The organism is Amycolatopsis sp. GM8, assembly GCF_021653975.1.
In the GTDB taxonomy this organism is placed as follows: Bacteria; Actinomycetota; Actinomycetes; order Mycobacteriales; family Pseudonocardiaceae; genus Amycolatopsis_E.
Map to the genome: position 1 here is coordinate 516,120 of NZ_JAJKFK010000004.1, position 19,646 is coordinate 535,765.

Below are 19,646 nucleotides of genomic sequence, written 5' to 3' on the forward strand. Positions count from 1 at the left end.
TTCTACGCTTCCTTCTTGCGGATACGGTCGGTGTAGACGGCGACGAGGATGACCGCGCCGAGGATGACGTTCTGCCATTCCTGCGGGATCGACATGATCTGCAGGCCGTTGTTGAGCACCGAGATGATCAGCGCGCCGATCAGGGTGCCGATGATCGAGCCCTTGCCTCCGGACAGCGAAGTGCCGCCGATGACGACGGCCGCGATCGCCTGCAACTCGTAGCCCATCCCGGTGGCCGGTTGCGCCGAGCCCAGCCGCGCCGAGATCATCACCCCGGCGAGTCCGGTGAACAGCCCGGCGAACGCGTAGATCCCGAGCTTCCACCGGCGCACGTCGATCCCGGACAGCGCGGTCACTTCCTCGTTGCTGCCGATCGAATAGGTGTACCGGCCGAGCACGCTCTTGGTCAGCAGCACACCCGCGATGATCGCGATGACGAGCAGGATCAGCACCGCGTTCGGCAGGTTCGGGATCAGGAACCCGGACGAGAGATCCGTGTAACCGGCGATATCGGTGAAGTAGATCGGCGTGCTGTGCGACAGAACCAGCGCGAGCCCGCCGGCGGCGAGCATCATCGCGAGCGTCGCGATGAACGGCGGGATCCGCAACACCGCCACGTTGACGCCGTTGACCAGTCCCATGAACCCGCCGAACAGGATCGTCAGCGGCACGCCGAGCGCGAGTGGCAGGTGCAGGTTCACGATGAACACGCCCGACATCACCGCGCACAGCGCCATCCCGGTGCCGATGGACAGGTCGATCCCGGCGGAGATGATCACGAACGTGGTGCCGATGGCGAGGGTCCCGATCACCACCGTAGAGAACAGGATCGCGATGAAGTTGCCGTAGGAGAAGAAGAATGGGCTGACGATGGAGAAGAACGCGTAGATCACCACGAGGCTGGCGAACGCGAGCAGCTGCTGCAACCTGCTCTTGACCGCCCCGGTGAGCCCGCCGGCCTGCTCCCCCGCGGGTGTCTTCACGGTGGTCATGTGTGTCCCGCCTTCTGTTCGCCGAGGCCGAGTTCCGCGGCGTCGTCCGGATTCTCGTCGGGCCGCAACGTCGCGTAGTGCATGATGTTCTCCTGGCTCGCCTCCGCCGCGCCGAGCACGTGGGTGACCCGTCCCTCGCTCATCACCACGACGCGGTGTGCCATGCGCAGGATCTCCGGCAGCTCCGAGGAGATCATGATGATCGATTTCCCTTGTGCCGCCAGCTCGTTCAGCAGCTGGTAGATCTCTTCCTTGGCGCCGACGTCGATACCGCGGGTCGGCTCGTCGAAAATGAGGATGTCACAGGCCTTCGCGATCCACTTCGCGATGACGACCTTCTGCTGGTTCCCGCCGGACAGCAACTTTGTGGTCTGGTCCACCGAAGGTGTTTTGATGTGGAGCGAGCCCGCACGCTCGGCGGCGTCGGTGCGCAACGCGCCGTCGCGGACGAATCCGGCCTGGGTGAAGCGGTCTCTCAGCGCCGAAAGGGCGATGTTCGCTTTGACGTCCTGCTCCAGCAGGAGCCCGTAGCGCTTGCGGTCCTCCGACAGGTACCCGATGCCGAGCCGAGCCGCATCGGCCGGATTGCCGATGTGGACGCGTTTTCCGTGCAGGGTCACGGTTCCCTTGTCGATCTTGTCCGCGCCGACGAGCGCGCGGGCGACCTCGGTGCGGCCCGCGCCCATCAGTCCGGCGAAGCCGAGGATCTCACCGCGCCGCAGCTCGAACGACACGTCGGTGAGCAAAGCCTTGGTGGACAGCCCTTCCACGCCGAGCACGACGTCACGATCGGCGCGGACACCCTCGGGTCGCGCACCGGTGTCGATCGCGCGGCCGACCATCAGCGCGATGATGTCCGAAGTGGACGCCGTGCCCGCGTCGAGGGTGTCGATGTATTCGCCGTCGCGGATCACCGTGACCCGGTCGGCGATCCGCTTGATCTCCTCCATCCGGTGGGAGATGTAGATGACGCCGGTGCCGGGCCGGACGAACCGGCGGATCAGTTCGTGCAGCGTTCCGACCTCGGCGTCGTTGAGCGCCGCGGTCGGCTCGTCCATGATGAGCACGCGGGGTTCGTAGGAAAGCGCTTTCGCGATCTCGACCATCTGCTGGTTCGCGACCGTCAGCTGGCCTGCGACCGTGCGCGGGTCGAGCCGCAGGGACAAGCGGTCCAGCAGTGCGGCGGCGTCGGCGTTGAGCCTCCGTTCGTCGAGCAGCACCCGCGCCCGGCGCGGTTCCCGGCCGATGAAGATGTTCTGCGCGACGGTCAGATGCGGCACCAGGTTGAACTCCTGGTGGATGATGCTGATGCCGAGCGTGAGTGCGTGCCGCGGACCGGAGGGCTGGTACGGCTCACCGCCGAGCGTGAAGCGGCCGGAATCCGCGGTGTGGATACCGGACAGCAGCTTCATCAGCGTCGACTTGCCCGCTCCGTTCTCGCCGACCAGCGCGAGCACCTCCCCGGAACGCAGGTCGAGCCGCATCTCGTGCAACGCCCGCACGCCGGGGAAACTCTTGTTCACCCCTTCGACTTCGAGCAGGTTCTCGGTCATCGCACCGGCCACCGGATCAACCCCTTGTCCCGTAAGGACGTCCACAGCTCGCCGGGCACGACCGCGTACAGCCGCCCGTAGTTCTGCCAGACGTGCTCCGGGGTCACCGCACCGATGACCACCGCGCGGACAGTGGACTCCAGCAAGGGAAAATGGAGCGCGGCCGTGGGCAGCTCGACGCCGAATTCGGCACAGACCGCGGCGATTTCCCGCGCCTTGACCAGCACGTCGTGCGGTATCGGCGCATAGTCGTAGTACGCCGACTCCGCCGGTGCGGAAGTCGAGAGCACGCCCGAGTTGAACACCCCAGCGACGAGTACCTCCAGGGATTCGGGCGGGGCAAAGCTCTGGTCCAGCAAGGTGAATCGCCCGGCGACCATGAGCACGTCCAGCATCCCGGACCGGGCACCGGCCTCCAGCGCCTCGGCCGACTTCGACCCGAGCCCAACGGCCGACACGACACCCTCGTCCCGCAACGCCACGACCGCGGGCAGGCCTTCCGCGAGCGCCGCCCGGAGGTCGTACTCGTCCGGGTCGTGCAGGTACACGATGTCCACCGAGTCCAGTCCCAGCCGGATCAGGGACTCCTCGAGCCCGCGGCGCACGCCGCCGGCGGAGAAGTCCCATACCCGCCGCTGATCGGCGGGCACATGGAACAGGTTCGCGTCGTCGAGGCCGGTGCCGCCCGGATCGGGCACGAGCCGCCTGCCGACCTTTGTGGACACCACGAACTCTTCGCGTGGCTTGCCGGCGAGGAAAGCGCCGAGCCGCCGTTCGGACAAGCCGAGCCCGTAGTGCGGTGCCGTGTCGAAATGGCGGATCCCGCAGCCCCAGGCCGCGTCCAGGATCGCGTGCGCCTGCTCGTCGGACATCGGTGCGAACATGTTGCCGAGGTTCGCGCCACCGAGCGCGAGCCGGCCGGGCAACGTGCTAACCATGGCTGTACTCCACAATGGACTCTCGTCGCATTTCCGTGCCGGCGCCCGGAGTCTTCGGCGGGTAGTACCGCCCGCCGCGCACGTCGACCGGGGTCACGAAATGCTCGTGCAGGTGGTCGACGAACTCGATCACCCGGTTCTCGGCGGTCCCGGACACCGCCACGTAGTCGAACATCGACAGGTGCTGCACGGCCTCGCACAGCCCGACCCCACCGGCGTGCGGGCAGACCCGGACGCCGAACTTGGCCGCCAGCAACAGGATCGCGAGGTTCTCGTTGACACCGGCCACCCGCGTCGCGTCGAGTTGCAGCACGGAAAGCGCTTTCGCCTGCAGGAACTGCTTGAACATCACGCGGTTCGCGATGTGCTCGCCGGTGGCGACCGGGATCGGCGCGACCGCCTTCGCGATCGCCGCGTGCCCGAGCACGTCGTCGGGGCTGGTGGGCTCCTCGATCCAGGCGAGGTCGAACGGGCGCAGCGCGGTGCACCACGCGATCGCGTCGGCGACGTCCCAGCGCTGGTTCGCGTCGACGGCGATCCGGACGTCCGGCCCGCACGCCGCGCGCGCGATGCCGAGGCGGCGCCGGTCGTCGTCCAGGTCGTTGCCGACCTTGAGCTTGATCTGGGTGAACCCGTCGGCGACCGCCTCGCGGCAGAGCCGGGCGAGCTTGTCGTCGTCGTAGCCGAGCCAGCCCGGCGTCGTCGTGTACGCGGGATACCCCTCGGCGACCAGCCGCGCCTCGCGCTCCTCGCGACCCGGCTGCGCGGCACGCAGAATGTCGAGCGCCTCATCACGGGTGAGCGCGTCAGTCAGATAGCGGAAGTCGACGAGGTCGACGAGTTCCTCGGGCGAAAGCGACGCGAGCAGCTGCCACAGCGGTTTGCCTTCGCGCTTGGCTCGCAGGTCCCACAGCGCGTTGACCACCGCGCCGATGGCCATGTGCATGATCCCCTTCTCGGGGCCGAGCCAGCGCAGGTGCGAGTCGTGCACCAGCTCCCGCCACATACCGCCGAGATCGGCCAGGGTCTCTTCGACGTCGCGGCCGGCGAGGTGATCTTCGAGCGCGCGCAGGGCCGCGACCTGAACGTCGTTGCCGCGGCCGATGGTGAAGACGAAACCGTGACCTTCGAGCCCGTCGTCCGCGTCGGTGACGAGGCGGACGTACGCGGCCGAGTAGTCCGGGTCGGGGTTCATCGCGTCGGAGCCGTCGAGCGTCCGGGAGGTGGGAAACCGCACGTCGTGGGTCTGCAGGGCGATGATCCGGGCCACGAACACACTCCCTCGTATGACCGCTGTCACGCCGACCATAGACATCGGATGTCTCGGCCGTCAAGGCTCGCGGAGCTGCCGGGTTCTCCCTAGTATTCGGGCGCAGACACCCGACGTAGAGGGAGCAGGATGAGCGAGTTCGAGGGCCTGGTCGCGGCGGTGACAGGGGGTGCGTCCGGGATCGGCGCGGCGGTGGTCACGGCACTCGCCGAGCGGGGTGCGCACGTCGCCGCGCTCGACGTGCAGCCGGTGTCCGAAAAGGACGGTGTGCTGGGCCTGCGGGCCGACGTGACCGACGACGCGTCGGTGCGGCAAGCGATCGAGACCACGGTGGACCGCTTGGGCGGCCTCGACATCCTGGTGAACAACGCGGGCATCGGCGCGCAGGGCACCGTCGCCGACAACGACGACGACGAGTGGCTGCGGGTGCTCGACGTGAACCTGCTCGGGATGATGCGCACGAGCCGCGCCGCGCTGCCACACCTGCGCCGGTCCCGGGCGGCCGCGATCGTGAACATCGGTTCGATCGCGGCCACCGCGGGTCTGCCGCAGCGCGCGCTCTACAGCGCGTCGAAGGGTGGGGTCGTGGCGCTGACCAGGGCGATGGCCGCCGACCATCTGACCGAAGGCATCCGGGTGAACTGCGTGAACCCGGGCACCGCGGACACCCCGTGGGTCGGCAGGCTGCTGGCACGGGCCGGCGATCCGGCCGGCGAACGCGCCGCCCTCGAAGCCCGGCAACCACACGGCCGCCTCGTCTCTCCCGAGGAGATCGCGCACGCGGTGGTGTACCTCGCGAGCCCGCTGGCCGGTTCCACGGCGGGCACCGGCCTCGCCGTCGACGGCGGCATGCAGGACCTCCGCCTCCGCCCCCGCTGAACTCGCGCGGTCAGGTGCCGTCGACGAGGGTTTGGCGGAGCCATTGTTCGACACCGGCCACGTGCATGGTCGCGACGGCGCGGGCCAGGTCGACCTGCCGCCGGGACAGCGCCTGCTGGATCGCGCGGTGCTCGGCGAGCGTCTGCGCCACCACGCCTTCCTGCGTGATCCCACGCCAGGTCCGCGCGCGCTGCGTCCGGCCGGACACGCTTTCCAGCAGTGACACCAGCACCGCGTTCCCCGATCCGGCCGCGATCCGGCGGTGGAACTCCAGGTCGTTGTCCACCAGCTGTTCCACCGTGGGCTCGCCGCCCAGGGAATCCAGCAGCACGGCCAGCCCCTCGATGTCCTCTGTGGACATTCGCAGCGCGGCCAGCTCGGTGACGGCGGGCTCCAGCGCGCGCCGCGCCTCCAGGAACTGGAGCACGGTGTCGTCGCGGTGGAAGTCCACGACGAACCCCATCGCGTCCATCAGCAGTGACGGTTCGAGGCTCGTGACGTAGGTGCCGTCGCCGCGCCGGACGTCGAGGACGTGGATAAGCGACAGCGCGCGCACCGCTTCGCGCAGCGAGTTCCGGGACAGCCCGAGCCGCTCGGCGAGATCGGGTTCGCGCGGGAGCCGGTCGCCGGGCTCGAGCTCACCGTCCACGATCATCTGTTTGATCGCCTCGATGGCGTCGTCGGTCACCGACATCGCCCGCTCCTTCCTGCTCGCTCCACGGCAGGATACATCGGATCTTTTCGGGAACCATTGCCGTCCGGTCCGCTCATTCGGTGAGATCTTGGCGGGACAGGTCGGATGAATGCCTACGGAAGCAGGCCGCGCTGGTAGGCCGTGGCGACCGCCGCCGCGCGGTCACGGACGCCGAGCTTGGTGTAGATGTGCAGCAGATGCGTCTTGATCGTCGTCTCGCTGACCAGCAGCCGCCGGGCCGCGACCTGGTTCGTCGCCCCCTCGGCGACCAGGCGCAGCACCTCCAGCTCGCGCGGGCTGAGCGTGCCGGGCGCGCCACCCCCGACGAGCCCGATCAGCGTGCTCGCCACCGACGGCGCGAGCACCGACTTCCCGGCGTGCGCGGCCCGCACCGCGCGCAGCAGTTCGTCACGCGGCGCGTCCTTCAGCAGGTAGCCGGTGGCGCCCGCGTCGATCGCGGGCAGCACGTCGCGGTCGGTGTCGTACGTCGTCAGGATGAGCACCCGCGCGGGATGCCCGAGCTCGCGCAGCCGTGTGATCGCCTCGACGCCGCCCATCCCGGGCATCCGCAGGTCCATCAGGATCACGTCGACGTCGCACCGCTGCGCGAGGCGGACAGCTTCGCCGCCGTCGCCCGCCTCCCCCACCACGTCGAACTCGTCGTCGCCGCTGAACAGCCCGCGCAGCCCGTCGCGCAGGATGGGGTGGTCGTCGACGATCAGCAGCCGGATGGGCGTCATCGCAGCGGCACCGCGGCGTTGAGCGTCGTGCCGTAACCGGCCGCCGATTCGATCGTCAACGTCCCCTCCACTCCGGCCAGCCGTTTCCGCATCCCCGCCAGACCGTAGCCGTCGACCGGGGTCTCGGGATCGAAGCCGTGCCCGTCGTCGTGCACGTCGAGCAGCAGCGCGTCCTCGAGATAGGTCAGCGTCAGCGTGACCTTCCCGGCCTGCGCGTGCTTCGCGACGTTGGAAAGCGCTTCCTGGGCCACCCGGAACAGCACGTCCTCGACCTCCGCGGCGGCACGCGCGGGCGCGCCGGTCGTGCTCAGCTCCGCCGGGACACCGGACTGTTCGGACCATTCGCGGGTCAGCGTCCCGATCGCCTCGGGCAGGCTCGCGCTCTCGAGCTGCTCCGGGCGCAAGGCGCGGACCGACCGCCGCGCCTCGGTGAGGCTGGCCCGCGCCAGCGAGCGCGCCAGGTCCAGATGCCGCGACAGCTGCTCGGGATCGTCGCGGACGTGGTCGGCGGCGGCGAGCTGAGCGATGATGCCAGTGAGGCCCTGCGCCAGGGTGTCGTGGATTTCGCCGGCCAGGCGCTGCCGTTCCTCGACGATCCCGGCGTCGCGCGCCTGCGCCAGGAGTTGCTCGTGCAGCCGGGCGTTCTCGGCGATGATGCGGCCGCGTTCGGTGTTCTGCTCCATGACGTGGTTGGTGATGCTGACGGAGTTGAACACGAGCCCCAGCATCACCGCCGCGACGATCAGGTAGATGACGCTGTGCCCGGTCACCCCGGTCGGGTAGCCGCCGGACAGCGACGCCGACACGATCAGCGCGGTGACGCCGAACCCGGCCGTCCGCCAAGTTTTTCCCAGCGGGTAGGCGAAAAGGAAGCCCGAGTAGGCGAAAATGCCGAACGACAGGTCGATCCCGACCAGCACCGCCGCGAGCGCGGAGTGCACCGCGAACGCCACCACCCGCCACGGGGTGGCCGGGCGCGGGCGGGCGAGCACGACCGACCAGATCGCCGCGGCCGCCACGAAAATCCCTTCCACGGCGGTGGGCTGGTTCCCGGGCGCGATGAACGACAAGGCCGTGGAGACGGCCAGCAGCGGCAGCGGCAGGATCCGTCTGAGCCGGTTCAGCCGCGCCTGCCACGGGTCTTCGAGGGCGGTCACACTCTCGATTGTCACCCCGTGGCGAACAATTCGCGCAGTTCACGGCTGTTGGCGAGGACCGCGACGCCGACCATGACCACGCCGCACACGCCCTGTTCGATCTTCATCCACAGCGGGAACGTGCCGGGCAGGGCGATGATCACGGCGATCGCGACGGGCGTGACGATCGAGACGATCCGCAGCCGCCAGTACGCGCCGCGCGAGCCGCGGGCCGCGCGCCCGGCGAACAGCAGGAGCAGGACCGCGGTGATGACGACGATGATCGCGCGGGTCCAGACCGCCGAGTTGACCGCCGCCGCGTCGTCGCGCAGCAGCACGATGGCGATCAGCGCGAGCACGCCGATCGTGAGGTAGCCGGTGACGAGCAGGCGCAGGTTCCGGAATGTCCGCACGGTGCCGGGATGCCGGAGTCGTTCCTCCGTTGGGGTTTTCATGATCCCCACTGTGCGGTACGGACCCGCTGCCGCGCGTCGATCACGCGGGCCCGGTCACCCGCCGGTTCGGGCGAGGCCCGCATCCACCGATCGGTGGATGGTCAGTACCCGTGGCCGTGGAAGCCGTGGGGCCGTTCGGCGCCGAACCGGTGCTGGCTGGTGCCGCCGTGGTCGGCGGTGGCGTGCCCGATGGCGAACCCGCCGGCCCCGCCCGCGACGAACACCGCCAGCGCCACCCCGCCGATGGCGAACCCGCGCCGGAGCCGGTTCGGCTTCGCGGGCGGCGGCATCGGATACTGCGGCGGCACCTGACCGGCCACAGGCGGGACCGGCCCGGCCGCCGCCGGTTGTTCATTCGCCACCGCGGGCTGCTGTTCGTTCGCCGCGGCGGATTGCGCGGGCTGCTGCTGGGTCTGCTCGTTCGCCACCGCCGGCGGGACCGGCCCGGCCACCGCCGGTTGCTCGTTCGGCGCCGCGGGCTGCGGGGGTAGCTGCTGCGTCTCCTCCGGGGTCCGGTCGCCGGGGGGCTTGTCGTCGTCCTGCACGGGTCGCTCCTTCGTCCACCTCCGATGATGGGCGCCGAGGCTGAAACCGGGCCGTGCGGACGCTGAACGTTTCCCCAGAAAACATGCCGCCGGAGCCCGCACCCGGGCCCCGGCGGCACACCCCCGGCTGGTCAGACCATTTCGTCGACCGACGATGCCGCCACCGCCGGTTCGGGCTCCTCCTGGCGGCGCAGGCGGATCACCCCGGACAGAGCGATCAGCAGGCCGATCGTGGCGAGCGCGGCGACCACGATCAGCGTGGGCCGCAGCCCGGTGAGCAGCGCCGCCGCGGAGGCGTCCTCGCCGCCGTTCGCGGTGAGCACGGCCGTCGTGATCGCCAGCCCGATCGCGCCGCCGACCTGCAGCGACGTGTTCAGCAGGCCACCGGCCAAGCCCTGCTCCTCGTCACTGATCCCGGTCGTCGCCTGGATGTTGAGCGACGAGAACGCCAGCGTGAAGCCGATGCCGAGCAGGATCATGCTCGGCAGCACCGAGCCGGCGTACCCGGAATGCTCGTCCACCCGCAGGAACAGCAGGTACGCCAGGACATGGGCGACCACACCCGCGAGGATCGTGCGCGGGGTACCGATGCGGTCGATGAGCGGCTCGATCCGCGGCGAGCCGATGGCCACGATCAGCGCCGCCGGCAGGAAACCGAGCGCCGTCTGCAGCGCCGACCAGTGCAGCACCGACTGCAGGTAGAGCATCACCACGAACTGGAACCCGATGTACGGGCCGAAGAACAGCGCGCCCCCGAGGTTCGCCCTGGCGAGCGGGCCCGAACGCAGGATTCCCAGTCGCAGCAACGGATGCGGGCTGCGTTTCTCGATGAAGACGAACCCCACCAACAATGCGGCGGCCACCACGAACGAGATCAGCGTGCGCGGCGAGCCCCAGCCGATCTGGGGCGCTTCGACGACCGCGAACACGAGCAGCAGCGCGCCGAGGGCACCGGTGACAGCGCCGGGCAGGTCGTACCCGCGGCCGCGATCGCGCTGGTAGGCCGGGATCAGCCGGTAGCCGAAGGCCAGCGCGGCGAGCGCGATCGGCACCGGCAGCAGGAACGTCCAGCGCCAGCCCACCTGGGTCAGCAGGCCGGAGAACACCAGCCCCGCGGAGTAGCCGCTCGCGCCGAACACGGCGAAAATGCTGATCGCGCGGTTGCGCGCGGGACCTTCCTTGAAGGTCGTGGTGATGATCGAGAGGGCCGCCGGCGCGGTGAACGCCGCGGCGAGGCCCTTGATGAAACGGCTCGCGATGAGCAGCGTGCCGCTGTCGACGAGGCCGCCGAGCAGGGACGCGAGGGCGAACACGGTGACGGCCACGAGGAACACGCGGCGCCGGCCGAGCAGGTCGGCCGCGCGGCCGCCGAGCAGCAGCAGGCCGCCGTAGCCGAGCACGTAGCCGCTGACGACCCATTGCAGCGCGCTGGTGGAGAGCCCCAGGTCGGCGCGGATGGACGGGAGCGCGACCCCGACCATGGACACGTCGAGCGCATCGAGGCCGATGACGGTGGAAACGGTCAGCAGGACGCCCCAGAGCCGGGCGTCCCAGTGGGTTGAGGTGGTTGACAGAGGTCCCGTTGGGCTCATGCGTGCCACACTACATGCATGTGCATCTAATGCAAGAGGATTAAATTCGTTGGCATTAAATTCATGTGCATGTTAAGCTGCCGTCGTGAGCGACGTAGCCGAACAGGGCCTGGTGCGGCAATGGCACGATCTGCTGGCACTCCACGCGGCCGTGTCCGGCACGCTCGAGACCCGTCTCCAGGAAGAGCACGGCCTCGGCGTCACCGAGTTCGAGGCGCTGGAGGCGCTGGCCTGCAACCACGCGGGGCAGTGCCGTGGCGCGGTACTGACCGAGGTCGTGCACCTGAGCCAGAGCGCGACCTCCCGGCTCGTGGCCCGGCTGGAACGCGAGGGCCTGGTCGAGCGCTCGATGTGCGTGGACGACCGGCGCGGCATCTTCGTGTCTCTGACCGACGACGGGTGGCAGCGCTACGAGCAGGCGAAACCGACGCATCGCGCGGTACTCGCTGAGGTCCTGGCACGGCCGGAGTCCGCCGCGAAGGTCAAGTAGACCGCCGATCCCACCAGCAGGGAATCGTTGACGCCTGTCGTCTTTTGGATCCAAACTGGGCGGCATGGCGTTCTCGTTCCTCACCCACCTCGAATGCTCCCGCACCGGTGACCAGTTCGACGCCGGCCAGGTGTCCGGCACGTCGCCCGCCGGCGCCCCGCTGCTCGTCCGGTACGACCTCGAACGGGTCCGGGAAACCGTGACACCGCAGGACATCGCGAGCCGCGAGAACACCCTGTGGCGTTACCACGAAGTGCTTCCGGTGAGCGCGCCCGAGCACATCGTGAGCCTGGGCGAGGGCATGACGCCGCTCCTGCCGGTGCCGGGCTACGGCAAGCGCGCCGGGGTCCCCCGCCTGCTGATGAAGGACGAGGGCCTGGTGCCCACCGGCTCGTTCAAGGCGCGCGGCGCCGCGGTCGGCGTGTCCCGCGCGGCGGAGCTCGGGGTGCGCGGAATCGCCATGCCCACCAACGGAAATGCGGGCGCGGCGTGGGCGCTCTACGCGGCACGGGCGGGGCTCGGCGCGCTGATCGCGATGCCCGCCGACGCGCCGGAGATCACGATGAAGGAGTGCCAGGCCGCGGGCGCCGAACTTTACCGTGTCGACGGTCTGATCGGCGACGCCGGGAAGCTCGTCGCGGCCGCCGTTTCCGGGCGCGAGGGTTACCAGGAGGTCTCGACGCTCAAGGAGCCCTACCGGTTGGAGGGCAAGAAGACCATGGGGTACGAGATCGTCGAACAGCTCGGCTGGCGGGTACCCGACGTGATCCTCTACCCCACCGGCGGGGGCGTCGGCATCATCGGCATCCACAAGGCGCTGCAAGAGATGCGGGAGCTGGGCTGGATCTCCGGGAAGCTGCCCCGCCTGGTCGCGGTGCAGGCCGCGGGCTGCGCGCCGATCGTCGAGGCGTTTCACCGTGGTGCCCGCGAGAGCGAGCCGTTCCCGGACGCGCACACCATCGCGTTCGGCATCACGGTGCCCAAGGCACTGGGCGATTTCCTCGTGCTGGACGCGGTTTACGCCACGGAAGGCACGGCGGTGTCCGTCACGGACGAGGAGCTCCTTGCCGCGCAACGAAATCTCGCGTCGCTCGACGGGACGTTCATCTGCCCGGAGGGCGCGGCCTGCTTCGCCGCTGTCGACCGGCTCCGCGAGTCCGGCTGGCTCACCGGCGACGAGGAGGTCGTCGTGCTGAACACGGGTGCCGGCATCAAGTACCCGGAGACCATGACGGTCGACGCTCCCCTGCTCCCGAAGAACGGGCACATTGGATCTGATCTGGCGTGACCGACGAAGGCAGCCTGGTCCGCGCGGCGTATGAGTCGGTCCGCGAGGCCGTGCTCACCAGGCGGCTGCGGCCCGGCGAGCGGGTCACCGTGCGCCCGCTCGCCGAGCGGCTCGGCATCTCGCCGACACCCGTGAAAGCCGCGCTGGCCATCCTCGAACGCGAGGGATTCCTGGTGGCGCGCAAGCATTCCGGGTTCTTCGTCGCCAAGCTGACCGCGGCCGACATGCGGGACGTCTACGAGCTGCGCTCCGCCGTGGACGCGCTCGCCGCCCGCGAGGTCGCCCGCACTCGCCCACCGGACCTGCTCGACCGCCTTCGCGAGCTACTCGAACGACAACGCGCCGCCGTCGAAGCCGGGGACATCACGCGCTACGCGGAGCTCGACCGCGCGTTCCACGCCACGATCTGGCAGGGCTCGCCCAACCGCCGCCTGCCGGCCATCGCCGACCTGCTGGGCGCGCAGCTGCAGCTCGGGCAGAACCTGACGATCACCGTGCCCGGCCGCCCCGAAGCGAGCCTCGACGAGCACGCGGAAATCCTGGAGGCCCTGGCGGCCGGGGACACCGCCGCCGCCGAACAGGCCACCCGGCGGCATGTCGCGCGCGTGATCCGTGCCCTCGAATCCGCTTTGGACGGTTAGATCCTGCGTGCCTGCTCCAGCAACGCCTCGCCGAGCGCGGCGGCTTCGGCACCCGACAGGGTCACCCACTCCTCGCCGCCGTCACCGAGGCCGGACGAGATCCGGAGCGTGATCCAGCCCAGCCGCACGTTGGGCAGTGTCGTCTGCCCCACGCAGATCTCGCGACCGCACCGCGTCTCGACCGTACGACGCGGACCGGAGCCCTCCATCTCGCACCTCCGTGCACTTTTCCAGTGACCCCTACAGCGCGGAAGGGAAGCGACCTATTCCCGCCTATTCCCGCGCGGCGGGCGCGTCAGGGTCTCCAGTCATGGCACCACCGGCGTCGACTACGCGGGCTGGCACCTGATGAAGGCGCTCGCCATCTCGGCGCGCGATGGTCTGAACCGGTTCGTGACCCAGCAGGTCTACTACTCGCTGCAGGCCCACGAGCTGATCCCGATCGCCCTCGGCCAGGGGCTCGGTGTGCTGGTCTGGGGCCCGCTCGCGGGTGGCGTGCTGTCGGGCAGGTACCGGCGTCCGACCGGCTCAGCCCGGCGGACCTGTCGCTGCTGGGCCCGCACCTGTAACCGCCAGCTCGGCGTCGTGGAACGCGGACGGCGAGAGCGCCAGCCACACGACCACAGCGCCGACGGCGTGCAGCACGGCGGCCACCACGTACACGCCGCGCAGGCTCCAGTGCGCCGCGATCAGGCCGCCGGCGAGCGCGCCGATCGGGTTCATCCCCCAGGCCAGCGCCCGGTGGCTGGTCAGCACGCGGCCGAGCAGGCCCGCCGGGGTGAACCGCTGCCGGCTCGACTGCGAGCATACGTTCCACACCAGGACGATGGCGGTCGTCGCGAGCAGCACCGCGCCGACCAGCACCGGCCACGGCGGCACCACCGCGATCAGCAGCGCGGTCAGCACCCCCAGGGTCTGCGCGATCCGCATCGACCACGAGTAGCCGAGCCGCGTCACGATCCGGCTCACCACGAACGAGCACAGGATCCAGCCGGCGGCTTCGCAGGCCAGCAGCGCGCCATAGCCGACGGACCCGAGGTGTAGCACCTGCGTCGTGTACAGCACCAGCATCGCGGTCTCCGCGCTGGACGCGAACGAGCCGAGCGCGACGGTGACCGTGATCCACCGCAGTAGCGGCGTGTGCACCAGGAACCGCAGCCCCTGGCCGAGATCGCGCAGCGGATGCTGGTCGGATGGCGTGACCGCGGCGGAGGAGATCCGGCGCGCGAGCACCAGCGCGACGATCGCCGCCACGCCCGCGACCCACGCTGGCGCGCCCGCGCTCACCGCGACGAGCCAGCCGGTGAACGGCGGCACGATGAACTGCACGACGCCGCGGTCGATGAGCTGCAGCCGGGTGTTGGCCGCGGCGAACCGTTCGGGCGGCACGACTTCCGGGACGAGGGTGCCGCTCGCGCCGTCGCCGAGCACCTGCGCCGACGTCACCACGAACGCCACGACCACCAGCAGCGGCAGGCTCAGCAGCCCCGCCGTGCCGGCCACGGCGAGTCCGGCGGCCGCGACCACCTGGATCGCGTACGCCCAGGCCAGCACCGTCGTGCGGCGGACCCGATCGATCAGCACCCCGGCGAACAGCGAGAACAGCAGCCACGGCGACTGCCCGGCCACGTTGACCCACGACACCTCGCGGGGATCGGTCGTGATCGACACCGCGAGCAAAGGGAGCACCGCCAGCATCAGTCCCTCGGCGGTCGATCCCGAGATCGCCACCGCCTGCAGGCGCCTCCAGCCACTCTTTGTATGTATATGGTCATCCCCAGTCACGGAACCCCATACTGCCTGGTCTTTCGCGTACGCGCCGCCGAATTTCGCGCCCGCCGCGCCCCGGCAGCCGTGTTTGCCCGCTGCGTCAGTGAATTTGCCGGCTGCGTCGGTGAGTTTGCGCGCCACGAGCCAACTCACCGACGTGAGCGGCAAACACGCGCGCGTGGCGGGCAAAGACGCGCTGCGTCAGTGCAGTTCGTAGCGCTTGAGCTTGCGGTACACGGTCGCCCGGGAGATGCCGAGCCGGTCGGCGACGGCGTTGCGGTCGCCACCGGTGTCGCGCAGGGCCGCCATCAGCACCCGCCGCTCGGCCGCCCGCACCTCGTCCAGCGGCCGGTGCCGCGCCGGCAGGTCGCGCAGATCGACCGGACCGGTCGCGTGGATCCCCGCGCTGGCCAGGACTTGCCGCAACTGCCGGAGGTTGCCCGGCCAGTCCCGCGCCGCCAGCGCGGCGATCGCCCGTGACGTGATCGGCTGGTCGCCGAGCAGGCGCGCGCACAGCGCTTCGAACTCGGTCCGGCGCTCTCGCAGCGGTGGCATGGTCAGCAGGACGGGAAACCCTTCGCGGACCAGGCCGCTGTCCTCGATCGTCGTCCCGACGACCGGGCCGCTGGCGTTCGCGATCAGCGCGGTGACGATCGCCGACAGCTCCGGCGGCAGCTCGGTGACATGCGCCAGCAGCACGGGTTTTCCGTTGCGCAGGGCGGATTCCAGGTTGTGCAGCCAGGCGCGCGGGCGGAGTTGTGCGACACGGCCGTCCAGCTCGACCGGTGACCGCAGCGCCACTCGGGCCTCGAATCGCTTTCCGGTGCCGCGTTCGCCGCTGACCAGGACCGGATGCTCCCCCACCGCACGGGTCAGGCGGCGCCGGAACTCGCCCACCGGGTCCACGGGAATCGGGCCAGGCACGGCGAGCCGGCGTGGCTCAACCGAGTGCAGCACGAGCACCGCCGCGAAGTCGCCCTGGGGCTGGCGCACGGGCAGGATCTCGATCGTCACGGTCGCGCCGGAGCTGAGGTTCCGTCGCACGCTGCGCCGCCGCGACCCGGTTTCCTCCGCCAGCCGGCGAAGCAGCTCCTCGTCCGCTTCGTGCACGAGGGCGCGCGCCCGGGTGCTGACCACGCACAGCTGACGGCTCACTCCGACGACCGGGCCGCGATATCGCCGTTGTGCGGCGGAGAACTCGTCGAACAGCTCGCGCTCCCCGTATGCGCGGCTGCCCAGCAGCTGCGCCTCGATGGACCGCCCGATCTCGATCACCAGCGGCAGCACCGCGGCCGAGCCGTACTCGCGCAGGCAGTGCACGCCCAGCGTCCCCGCGTACCGCTTGGTGCAAGGATCGCGGATGATCACGCCGGTCGTCGTCAGGATCTCGGCGTCACCACGGAAGTGCTCGGTGCCGGAGATGAGGAAGGCCTGCCGCGTCTCGTGCGCGCAGCCCAGGCCGTTGGTGCCCATCAGGTCCTCGCCGAAACACATACCCGGGACCAAGTTCTGCCGGTGCACGCGCCCGGCCTGCGGGAAATCCCCGACGACCACGGTGATCAGCCGGCAGGCGCGGTCGGCGAGGAACCCCCACGAGTTCAGGCCGGAGATCTCGTCCTTGAGCCGGTTCATGATCGGCTGCGCGACGGCGGCGAGGCGCGTGCGGGGCCGGAAGTCCGCGTCGGATACGTACTCGCGTGCTTCGGGATCGACCCCGGCGAGCATCGACCGCCGCCAGGACGCGACGACTTCCGGCCGCACGCCGGGATAGTCCGCCGGATCCACCGAGAACGGGTTGCGGGACAAGACATCCTGCTTGGCCCGCCGGACCCGCTCCCACTCGGCCGTGGTGCGCGGGATGGTCACCGCTCGACGGTACCCGGCCAGTCCCCCGTGGCCTGAGGACTCTTCCGCCCGGCGAAACGGCTCAGGCCGCGACGCGCAACCCGCGCGCTTTCGGCAGCACGTCGCGGGCGAACAGTTCGAGACTCGCCCGCGCCTGGTCGTAGGGCATCCCGCCGAACGCCGGTGCGAGGGTCAGCTCGAAATCGCCGAGCACGTCGCGGATCTCCTCGATCTGGCCGAGGATCCGCCGCGGGTTGCCCCACAACGCGGTGGCGGCGTAGTCGTCGGCGGCCTTGTCCACCCCGATCTCCCGGAAGTACGCCGCGTTCGCCGCGTATCGCTCGTGGCCCTTGATCCCGGCGAAATGCTCGCCGGCCATCTCGTAGTGCTCCACATTGGACAGGAAGAACCGGTTGACGTACCGGAAATGCCGTTCCCGCGCGAGTTCGTCGTCCTCGTGGCAGTACATGTTGACGTTGAGCGCGATCGCCGGGGCGCGCTCGCCGTGCTCGGTCTCGTACAGCTCGCGGTACCGGGTGAACGTCGGCATGAGGTCCGGCACCGGGCGCACGATGAACGACATCATGCTCGCCCGCAACCTCGCCGCCATCACCACGGACTCCGGCGAACCCGCGACGAGGTACCGGCGGCCGAGGAACGAACCGCGCGGGCGGGGCCGCAACTGCGCCCGCGGCTGCGGGTAGAACGGGCCGTCGCCTTCGATGAACCCCGTCTCCAGCGCCTCGAAGATCATCGGCGCGGCCTCGTCGAACCGGTCGCGCGTTTCGCCGAGCGGGATGCGGAACGGTTCGTACTCGGTGCGGGACAGGCCGCGGCCGAAGCCGAGCAGCAGCCGGCCGTCCGAGATCGTGTCGACCATCAGCGCTTTCTCCGCCACCCGCAGCGGATCGTTCCACGGCAGGATGACCGCCGCGGTGCCGAGTTTGATCCGCGACGTCCGCCCGGCCAGGTGCGCCAGCAGCACCAGGTTGTCGGGACACGCCGAATAGTCCGAGAAATGGTGCTCGACGACCCACACCGCGTCGTAGCCAAGGCGTTCCGCTTCGACCGCGACGTCCAGTTCGCCCTGGTACATCTGCTGGTCGGTCAGGTCCGGGTGGAGTTTGCCGAACCCCAGATTGATCCCGATGCTCAGCATCGCTGTTCCTCCCTATTCGGCGGGAATGACCGGGAGCCGGATCGCGCTCGGATACGGCTCGCCGAAGAAGACGCGCTGGGTGGCGCGGACGAAATCGTCCTCGGTGACCTCTCCGGCCGGCTTACCGCTGCCGGAATTTCGGTCGAAGCACGGGTAGTTCGAACTCGCGATGTCGACGCGGATCCGGTGTCCCGCCGCGAAAACCTGGCTCGTGGCGCCGACGTCGACGGTGTACTCGTACACCTCGCCGGGCTCGATCGCTTGTGGACTGTCCATTCCGGACCGATAGCGGGCGCGCACGATCCCGTCGGCGACGGCGAGGGCACGGCCGCCGGGGTGGACGTCAACGAGCTTCGCGGTGAAATCGGTGTCGGCGGCCGAGGTCGAGGCGAAGAGCCGCACGCTGAGCGGGCCGGTGACCTCCAGATCGTGGTCGAGCACCGGGCCGGTGAACCGCAGGATGTCCGGCCGTCCATCGAGGACCTGCTGGTCACGCGAGCCCGGCTGGAAACCCATCGGACCGGGGGCCAGCACGATCGCACCACCGACCGTGGGCACCGGATCACGCGGGTCGTGCACGTATTCCGCGCTACCGGACGGAGGAAGCGAGCGGCCGAGCGTGCCGCCGGTGCCATCAGTGCCGAGAAACCAGTCCTGCCAAGCGGTCCGGGCGAGCGGCCACTCGTTCTCGGTGCGCCAGCCCGCGCCCATCACGTAGATCCGCACGGGCGGCAGCGATCCCGGCACGCCGTCCGTGCTCTCCTGGAGGAACCGCACCTGTTGCTGTTCCAGGCGGATCGCCTGCTCACTGCCGCCGGGATAGACCACTTCGCCCAGGACGCCGGTGCGATCGGTGTGCGACCACGGCCCGACGATCAGATGCCCGCGCATGGTGGTGAAGTTGCCGAGCGTGCCACGCAGGAACAGGTCGAACCAGCCGCCGACGTGCAGCGCCGGCGCCGCGGTGTCCGCGCGCCGCGAGGCGTAGCTGATGCCGCGCCAGTAATCCGGGTCGTTCTCCCTGGCCAGCCAGGTGTGCCAGCTCGGCAGGATTTCGGCGAGGTTCGGGCGGTCGATCAGCGGCAAGGTGTCGTAGGCGGCTTCGCGGCCCGCCGGCATCCCGCCCAGCTGCGCCGACGTGAGCAGATGCCAGCCGAGCGCCTGGCCGAGCTGGAACGCGCCCTGCCGGTAGGCGAGCCCGTCGCGGTAGTCGTCCGGCGTGACCGTGAGCGCCAGCGCGACGAGCCCGTCCGGCCGGTGACCACTGACTGCCAGCTGCGTCATGCCGAGATAGGACGCGCCGAACATCGCGATCCGGCCGTCGCACCACTCCTGCTCACGCAGCCAGGCCAAGGTGTCGAGACCGTCGGCGGTCTCGTTCTCGAACGTGCGCAGCCGCCCCTCGGAGCGGCCGACGCCGCGGCAACTCTGCACCAGCACCGTGAATCCCGCGTCCAGCGCCGGAAACACGGGCAGTGTTCGCGAAAACGGCTCCGCGTAAGGGGTTCGGACGAGCAGCACCGGCCGCGGCCGCCCCGGCGGGCGGTACAGCAGGCCCGCGAGCCGCACGCCGTCGCGCACCGGTATCCGCACCCGCTCGACGACGTGTGTGTCCAGGCCTTCCAGCGTCCCCGTCACGGGAACTCACGCTACGGGCCG

General features: G+C 70.1%; 19 protein-coding genes. 4 read left to right on the forward strand and 15 right to left on the reverse strand.

Annotated elements, in window-relative coordinates; genetic code table 11:
* Window positions 1-2: 2 nt before the first annotated feature.
* The 4 genes from LOZ83_RS20995 to LOZ83_RS21010 are packed head-to-tail and all read right to left on the reverse strand — an operon-like array spanning window position 3 to window position 4,753.
* Window positions 3-992: an ABC transporter permease gene (locus LOZ83_RS20995; protein WP_236792654.1), complete on the reverse strand. Its 990-nt coding sequence runs from the start codon at window positions 990-992 to the stop codon at window positions 3-5.
* Window positions 989-2,545 (reverse strand): sugar ABC transporter ATP-binding protein, encoded by a 1,557-nt coding sequence (locus LOZ83_RS21000; protein ID WP_236792655.1) that lies wholly within the window; start codon window positions 2,543-2,545, stop codon window positions 989-991. The genes LOZ83_RS20995 and LOZ83_RS21000 overlap by 4 nt, the downstream gene beginning before the upstream one ends.
* Window positions 2,542-3,483, reverse strand: coding sequence for an aldo/keto reductase (locus LOZ83_RS21005; RefSeq protein ID WP_236792656.1), 942 nt, complete (start codon window positions 3,481-3,483; stop codon window positions 2,542-2,544). Before LOZ83_RS21005 ends, LOZ83_RS21000 begins: the two co-directional genes overlap by 4 nt.
* Window positions 3,476-4,753: an L-fuconate dehydratase gene (locus LOZ83_RS21010; protein WP_236792657.1), complete on the reverse strand. Its 1,278-nt coding sequence runs from the start codon at window positions 4,751-4,753 to the stop codon at window positions 3,476-3,478. The genes LOZ83_RS21005 and LOZ83_RS21010 overlap by 8 nt, the downstream gene beginning before the upstream one ends.
* 129 nt (window positions 4,754-4,882) lie before the next feature.
* Here LOZ83_RS21010 and LOZ83_RS21015 point away from each other — a divergent pair, with 129 nt between their 5' ends.
* Entirely contained in the window at window positions 4,883-5,632 is a 750-nt protein-coding gene (locus LOZ83_RS21015) for an SDR family NAD(P)-dependent oxidoreductase (RefSeq protein ID WP_236792658.1), read from the forward strand.
* A gap of 10 nt (window positions 5,633-5,642) precedes the next feature.
* Here LOZ83_RS21015 and LOZ83_RS21020 read toward each other — a convergent pair whose 3' ends face one another.
* The 6 genes from LOZ83_RS21020 to LOZ83_RS21045 all read right to left on the reverse strand — a co-directional run bounded on the left by LOZ83_RS21020 (window position 5,643) and on the right by LOZ83_RS21045 (window position 10,794).
* Window positions 5,643-6,326 (reverse strand): FadR/GntR family transcriptional regulator, encoded by a 684-nt coding sequence (locus LOZ83_RS21020; RefSeq protein WP_236792659.1) that lies wholly within the window; start codon window positions 6,324-6,326, stop codon window positions 5,643-5,645.
* A 113-nt stretch (window positions 6,327-6,439) separates the two neighbouring features.
* Window positions 6,440-7,066, reverse strand: a complete 627-nt coding sequence (locus tag LOZ83_RS21025; RefSeq protein WP_236792661.1) for a response regulator transcription factor — start codon at window positions 7,064-7,066, stop codon at window positions 6,440-6,442.
* The gene (locus LOZ83_RS40470) at window positions 7,063-8,223 is read right to left on the reverse strand and encodes a sensor histidine kinase (RefSeq protein WP_236792663.1); all 1,161 of its coding nucleotides are present in this window, start codon (window positions 8,221-8,223) and stop codon (window positions 7,063-7,065) included. The genes LOZ83_RS21025 and LOZ83_RS40470 overlap by 4 nt, the downstream gene beginning before the upstream one ends.
* 11 nt (window positions 8,224-8,234) lie before the next feature.
* A complete protein-coding gene (locus LOZ83_RS21035; RefSeq protein ID WP_236792665.1) occupies window positions 8,235-8,657 on the reverse strand; it encodes a hypothetical protein in 423 nt (140 codons plus the stop codon).
* A gap of 101 nt (window positions 8,658-8,758) precedes the next feature.
* A complete protein-coding gene (locus LOZ83_RS21040; protein WP_236792666.1) occupies window positions 8,759-9,202 on the reverse strand; it encodes a hypothetical protein in 444 nt (147 codons plus the stop codon).
* A 131-nt stretch (window positions 9,203-9,333) separates the two neighbouring features.
* The gene (locus tag LOZ83_RS21045; RefSeq protein ID WP_236792668.1) at window positions 9,334-10,794 is read right to left on the reverse strand and encodes an MFS transporter; all 1,461 of its coding nucleotides are present in this window, start codon (window positions 10,792-10,794) and stop codon (window positions 9,334-9,336) included.
* Window positions 10,795-10,879: 85 nt separating this feature from the next.
* Between LOZ83_RS21045 and LOZ83_RS21050 the strand changes: the two genes are divergently transcribed.
* The 3 genes from LOZ83_RS21050 to LOZ83_RS21060 all read left to right on the forward strand — a co-directional run bounded on the left by LOZ83_RS21050 (window position 10,880) and on the right by LOZ83_RS21060 (window position 13,213).
* Entirely contained in the window at window positions 10,880-11,284 is a 405-nt protein-coding gene (locus LOZ83_RS21050; RefSeq protein WP_236792670.1) for a MarR family winged helix-turn-helix transcriptional regulator, read from the forward strand.
* Between the two features lie 64 nt (window positions 11,285-11,348).
* On the forward strand, window positions 11,349-12,572 hold the full coding sequence (locus tag LOZ83_RS21055) for a threonine synthase (RefSeq protein ID WP_236792671.1): 1,224 nt from the start codon (window positions 11,349-11,351) through the stop codon (window positions 12,570-12,572).
* The gene (locus LOZ83_RS21060) at window positions 12,569-13,213 is read left to right on the forward strand and encodes a GntR family transcriptional regulator (protein WP_236792672.1); all 645 of its coding nucleotides are present in this window, start codon (window positions 12,569-12,571) and stop codon (window positions 13,211-13,213) included. The genes LOZ83_RS21055 and LOZ83_RS21060 overlap by 4 nt, the downstream gene beginning before the upstream one ends.
* Here LOZ83_RS21060 and LOZ83_RS21065 read toward each other — a convergent pair.
* The 5 genes from LOZ83_RS21065 to LOZ83_RS21085 form a co-directional block, all read right to left on the reverse strand.
* The gene (locus tag LOZ83_RS21065; RefSeq protein ID WP_236792674.1) at window positions 13,210-13,422 is read right to left on the reverse strand and encodes a hypothetical protein; all 213 of its coding nucleotides are present in this window, start codon (window positions 13,420-13,422) and stop codon (window positions 13,210-13,212) included. The genes LOZ83_RS21060 and LOZ83_RS21065 overlap by 4 nt on opposite strands.
* A gap of 319 nt (window positions 13,423-13,741) precedes the next feature.
* On the reverse strand, window positions 13,742-14,944 hold the full coding sequence (locus tag LOZ83_RS21070; protein ID WP_308190254.1) for an MFS transporter: 1,203 nt from the start codon (window positions 14,942-14,944) through the stop codon (window positions 13,742-13,744).
* Window positions 14,945-15,184: 240 nt separating this feature from the next.
* Window positions 15,185-16,849 (reverse strand): helix-turn-helix domain-containing protein, encoded by a 1,665-nt coding sequence (locus LOZ83_RS40475; protein ID WP_236792676.1) that lies wholly within the window; start codon window positions 16,847-16,849, stop codon window positions 15,185-15,187.
* 61 nt (window positions 16,850-16,910) lie between these two features.
* Window positions 16,911-17,987, reverse strand: coding sequence for an LLM class flavin-dependent oxidoreductase (locus LOZ83_RS21080; RefSeq protein WP_236792678.1), 1,077 nt, complete (start codon window positions 17,985-17,987; stop codon window positions 16,911-16,913).
* A gap of 12 nt (window positions 17,988-17,999) precedes the next feature.
* Entirely contained in the window at window positions 18,000-19,625 is a 1,626-nt protein-coding gene (locus tag LOZ83_RS21085) for a CocE/NonD family hydrolase (RefSeq protein ID WP_236792680.1), read from the reverse strand.
* Between the last annotated feature and the right edge of the window lie 21 nt (window positions 19,626-19,646).

Excerpts from the sequence above, each read along its gene's own strand:
- LOZ83_RS20995 (WP_236792654.1), bottom strand. The coding sequence starts at position 992 with ATGACCACCGTGAAGACACCCGCGGGGGAGCAGGCCGGCGGGCTCACC.
- LOZ83_RS21000 (WP_236792655.1), bottom strand. The coding sequence starts at position 2,545 with ATGACCGAGAACCTGCTCGAAGTCGAAGGGGTGAACAAGAGTTTCCCC.
- LOZ83_RS21005 (WP_236792656.1), bottom strand. The coding sequence starts at position 3,483 with ATGGTTAGCACGTTGCCCGGCCGGCTCGCGCTCGGTGGCGCGAACCTC.
- LOZ83_RS21015 (WP_236792658.1), top strand. The coding sequence starts at position 4,883 with ATGAGCGAGTTCGAGGGCCTGGTCGCGGCGGTGACAGGGGGTGCGTCC.
- LOZ83_RS21020 (WP_236792659.1), bottom strand. The coding sequence starts at position 6,326 with ATGTCGGTGACCGACGACGCCATCGAGGCGATCAAACAGATGATCGTG.
- LOZ83_RS21025 (WP_236792661.1), bottom strand. The coding sequence starts at position 7,066 with ATGACGCCCATCCGGCTGCTGATCGTCGACGACCACCCCATCCTGCGC.
- LOZ83_RS21035 (WP_236792665.1), bottom strand. The coding sequence starts at position 8,657 with ATGAAAACCCCAACGGAGGAACGACTCCGGCATCCCGGCACCGTGCGG.
- LOZ83_RS21045 (WP_236792668.1), bottom strand. The coding sequence starts at position 10,794 with ATGAGCCCAACGGGACCTCTGTCAACCACCTCAACCCACTGGGACGCC.
- LOZ83_RS21055 (WP_236792671.1), top strand. The coding sequence starts at position 11,349 with ATGGCGTTCTCGTTCCTCACCCACCTCGAATGCTCCCGCACCGGTGAC.
- LOZ83_RS21065 (WP_236792674.1), bottom strand. The coding sequence starts at position 13,422 with ATGGAGGGCTCCGGTCCGCGTCGTACGGTCGAGACGCGGTGCGGTCGC.
- LOZ83_RS21080 (WP_236792678.1), bottom strand. The coding sequence starts at position 17,987 with ATGCTGAGCATCGGGATCAATCTGGGGTTCGGCAAACTCCACCCGGAC.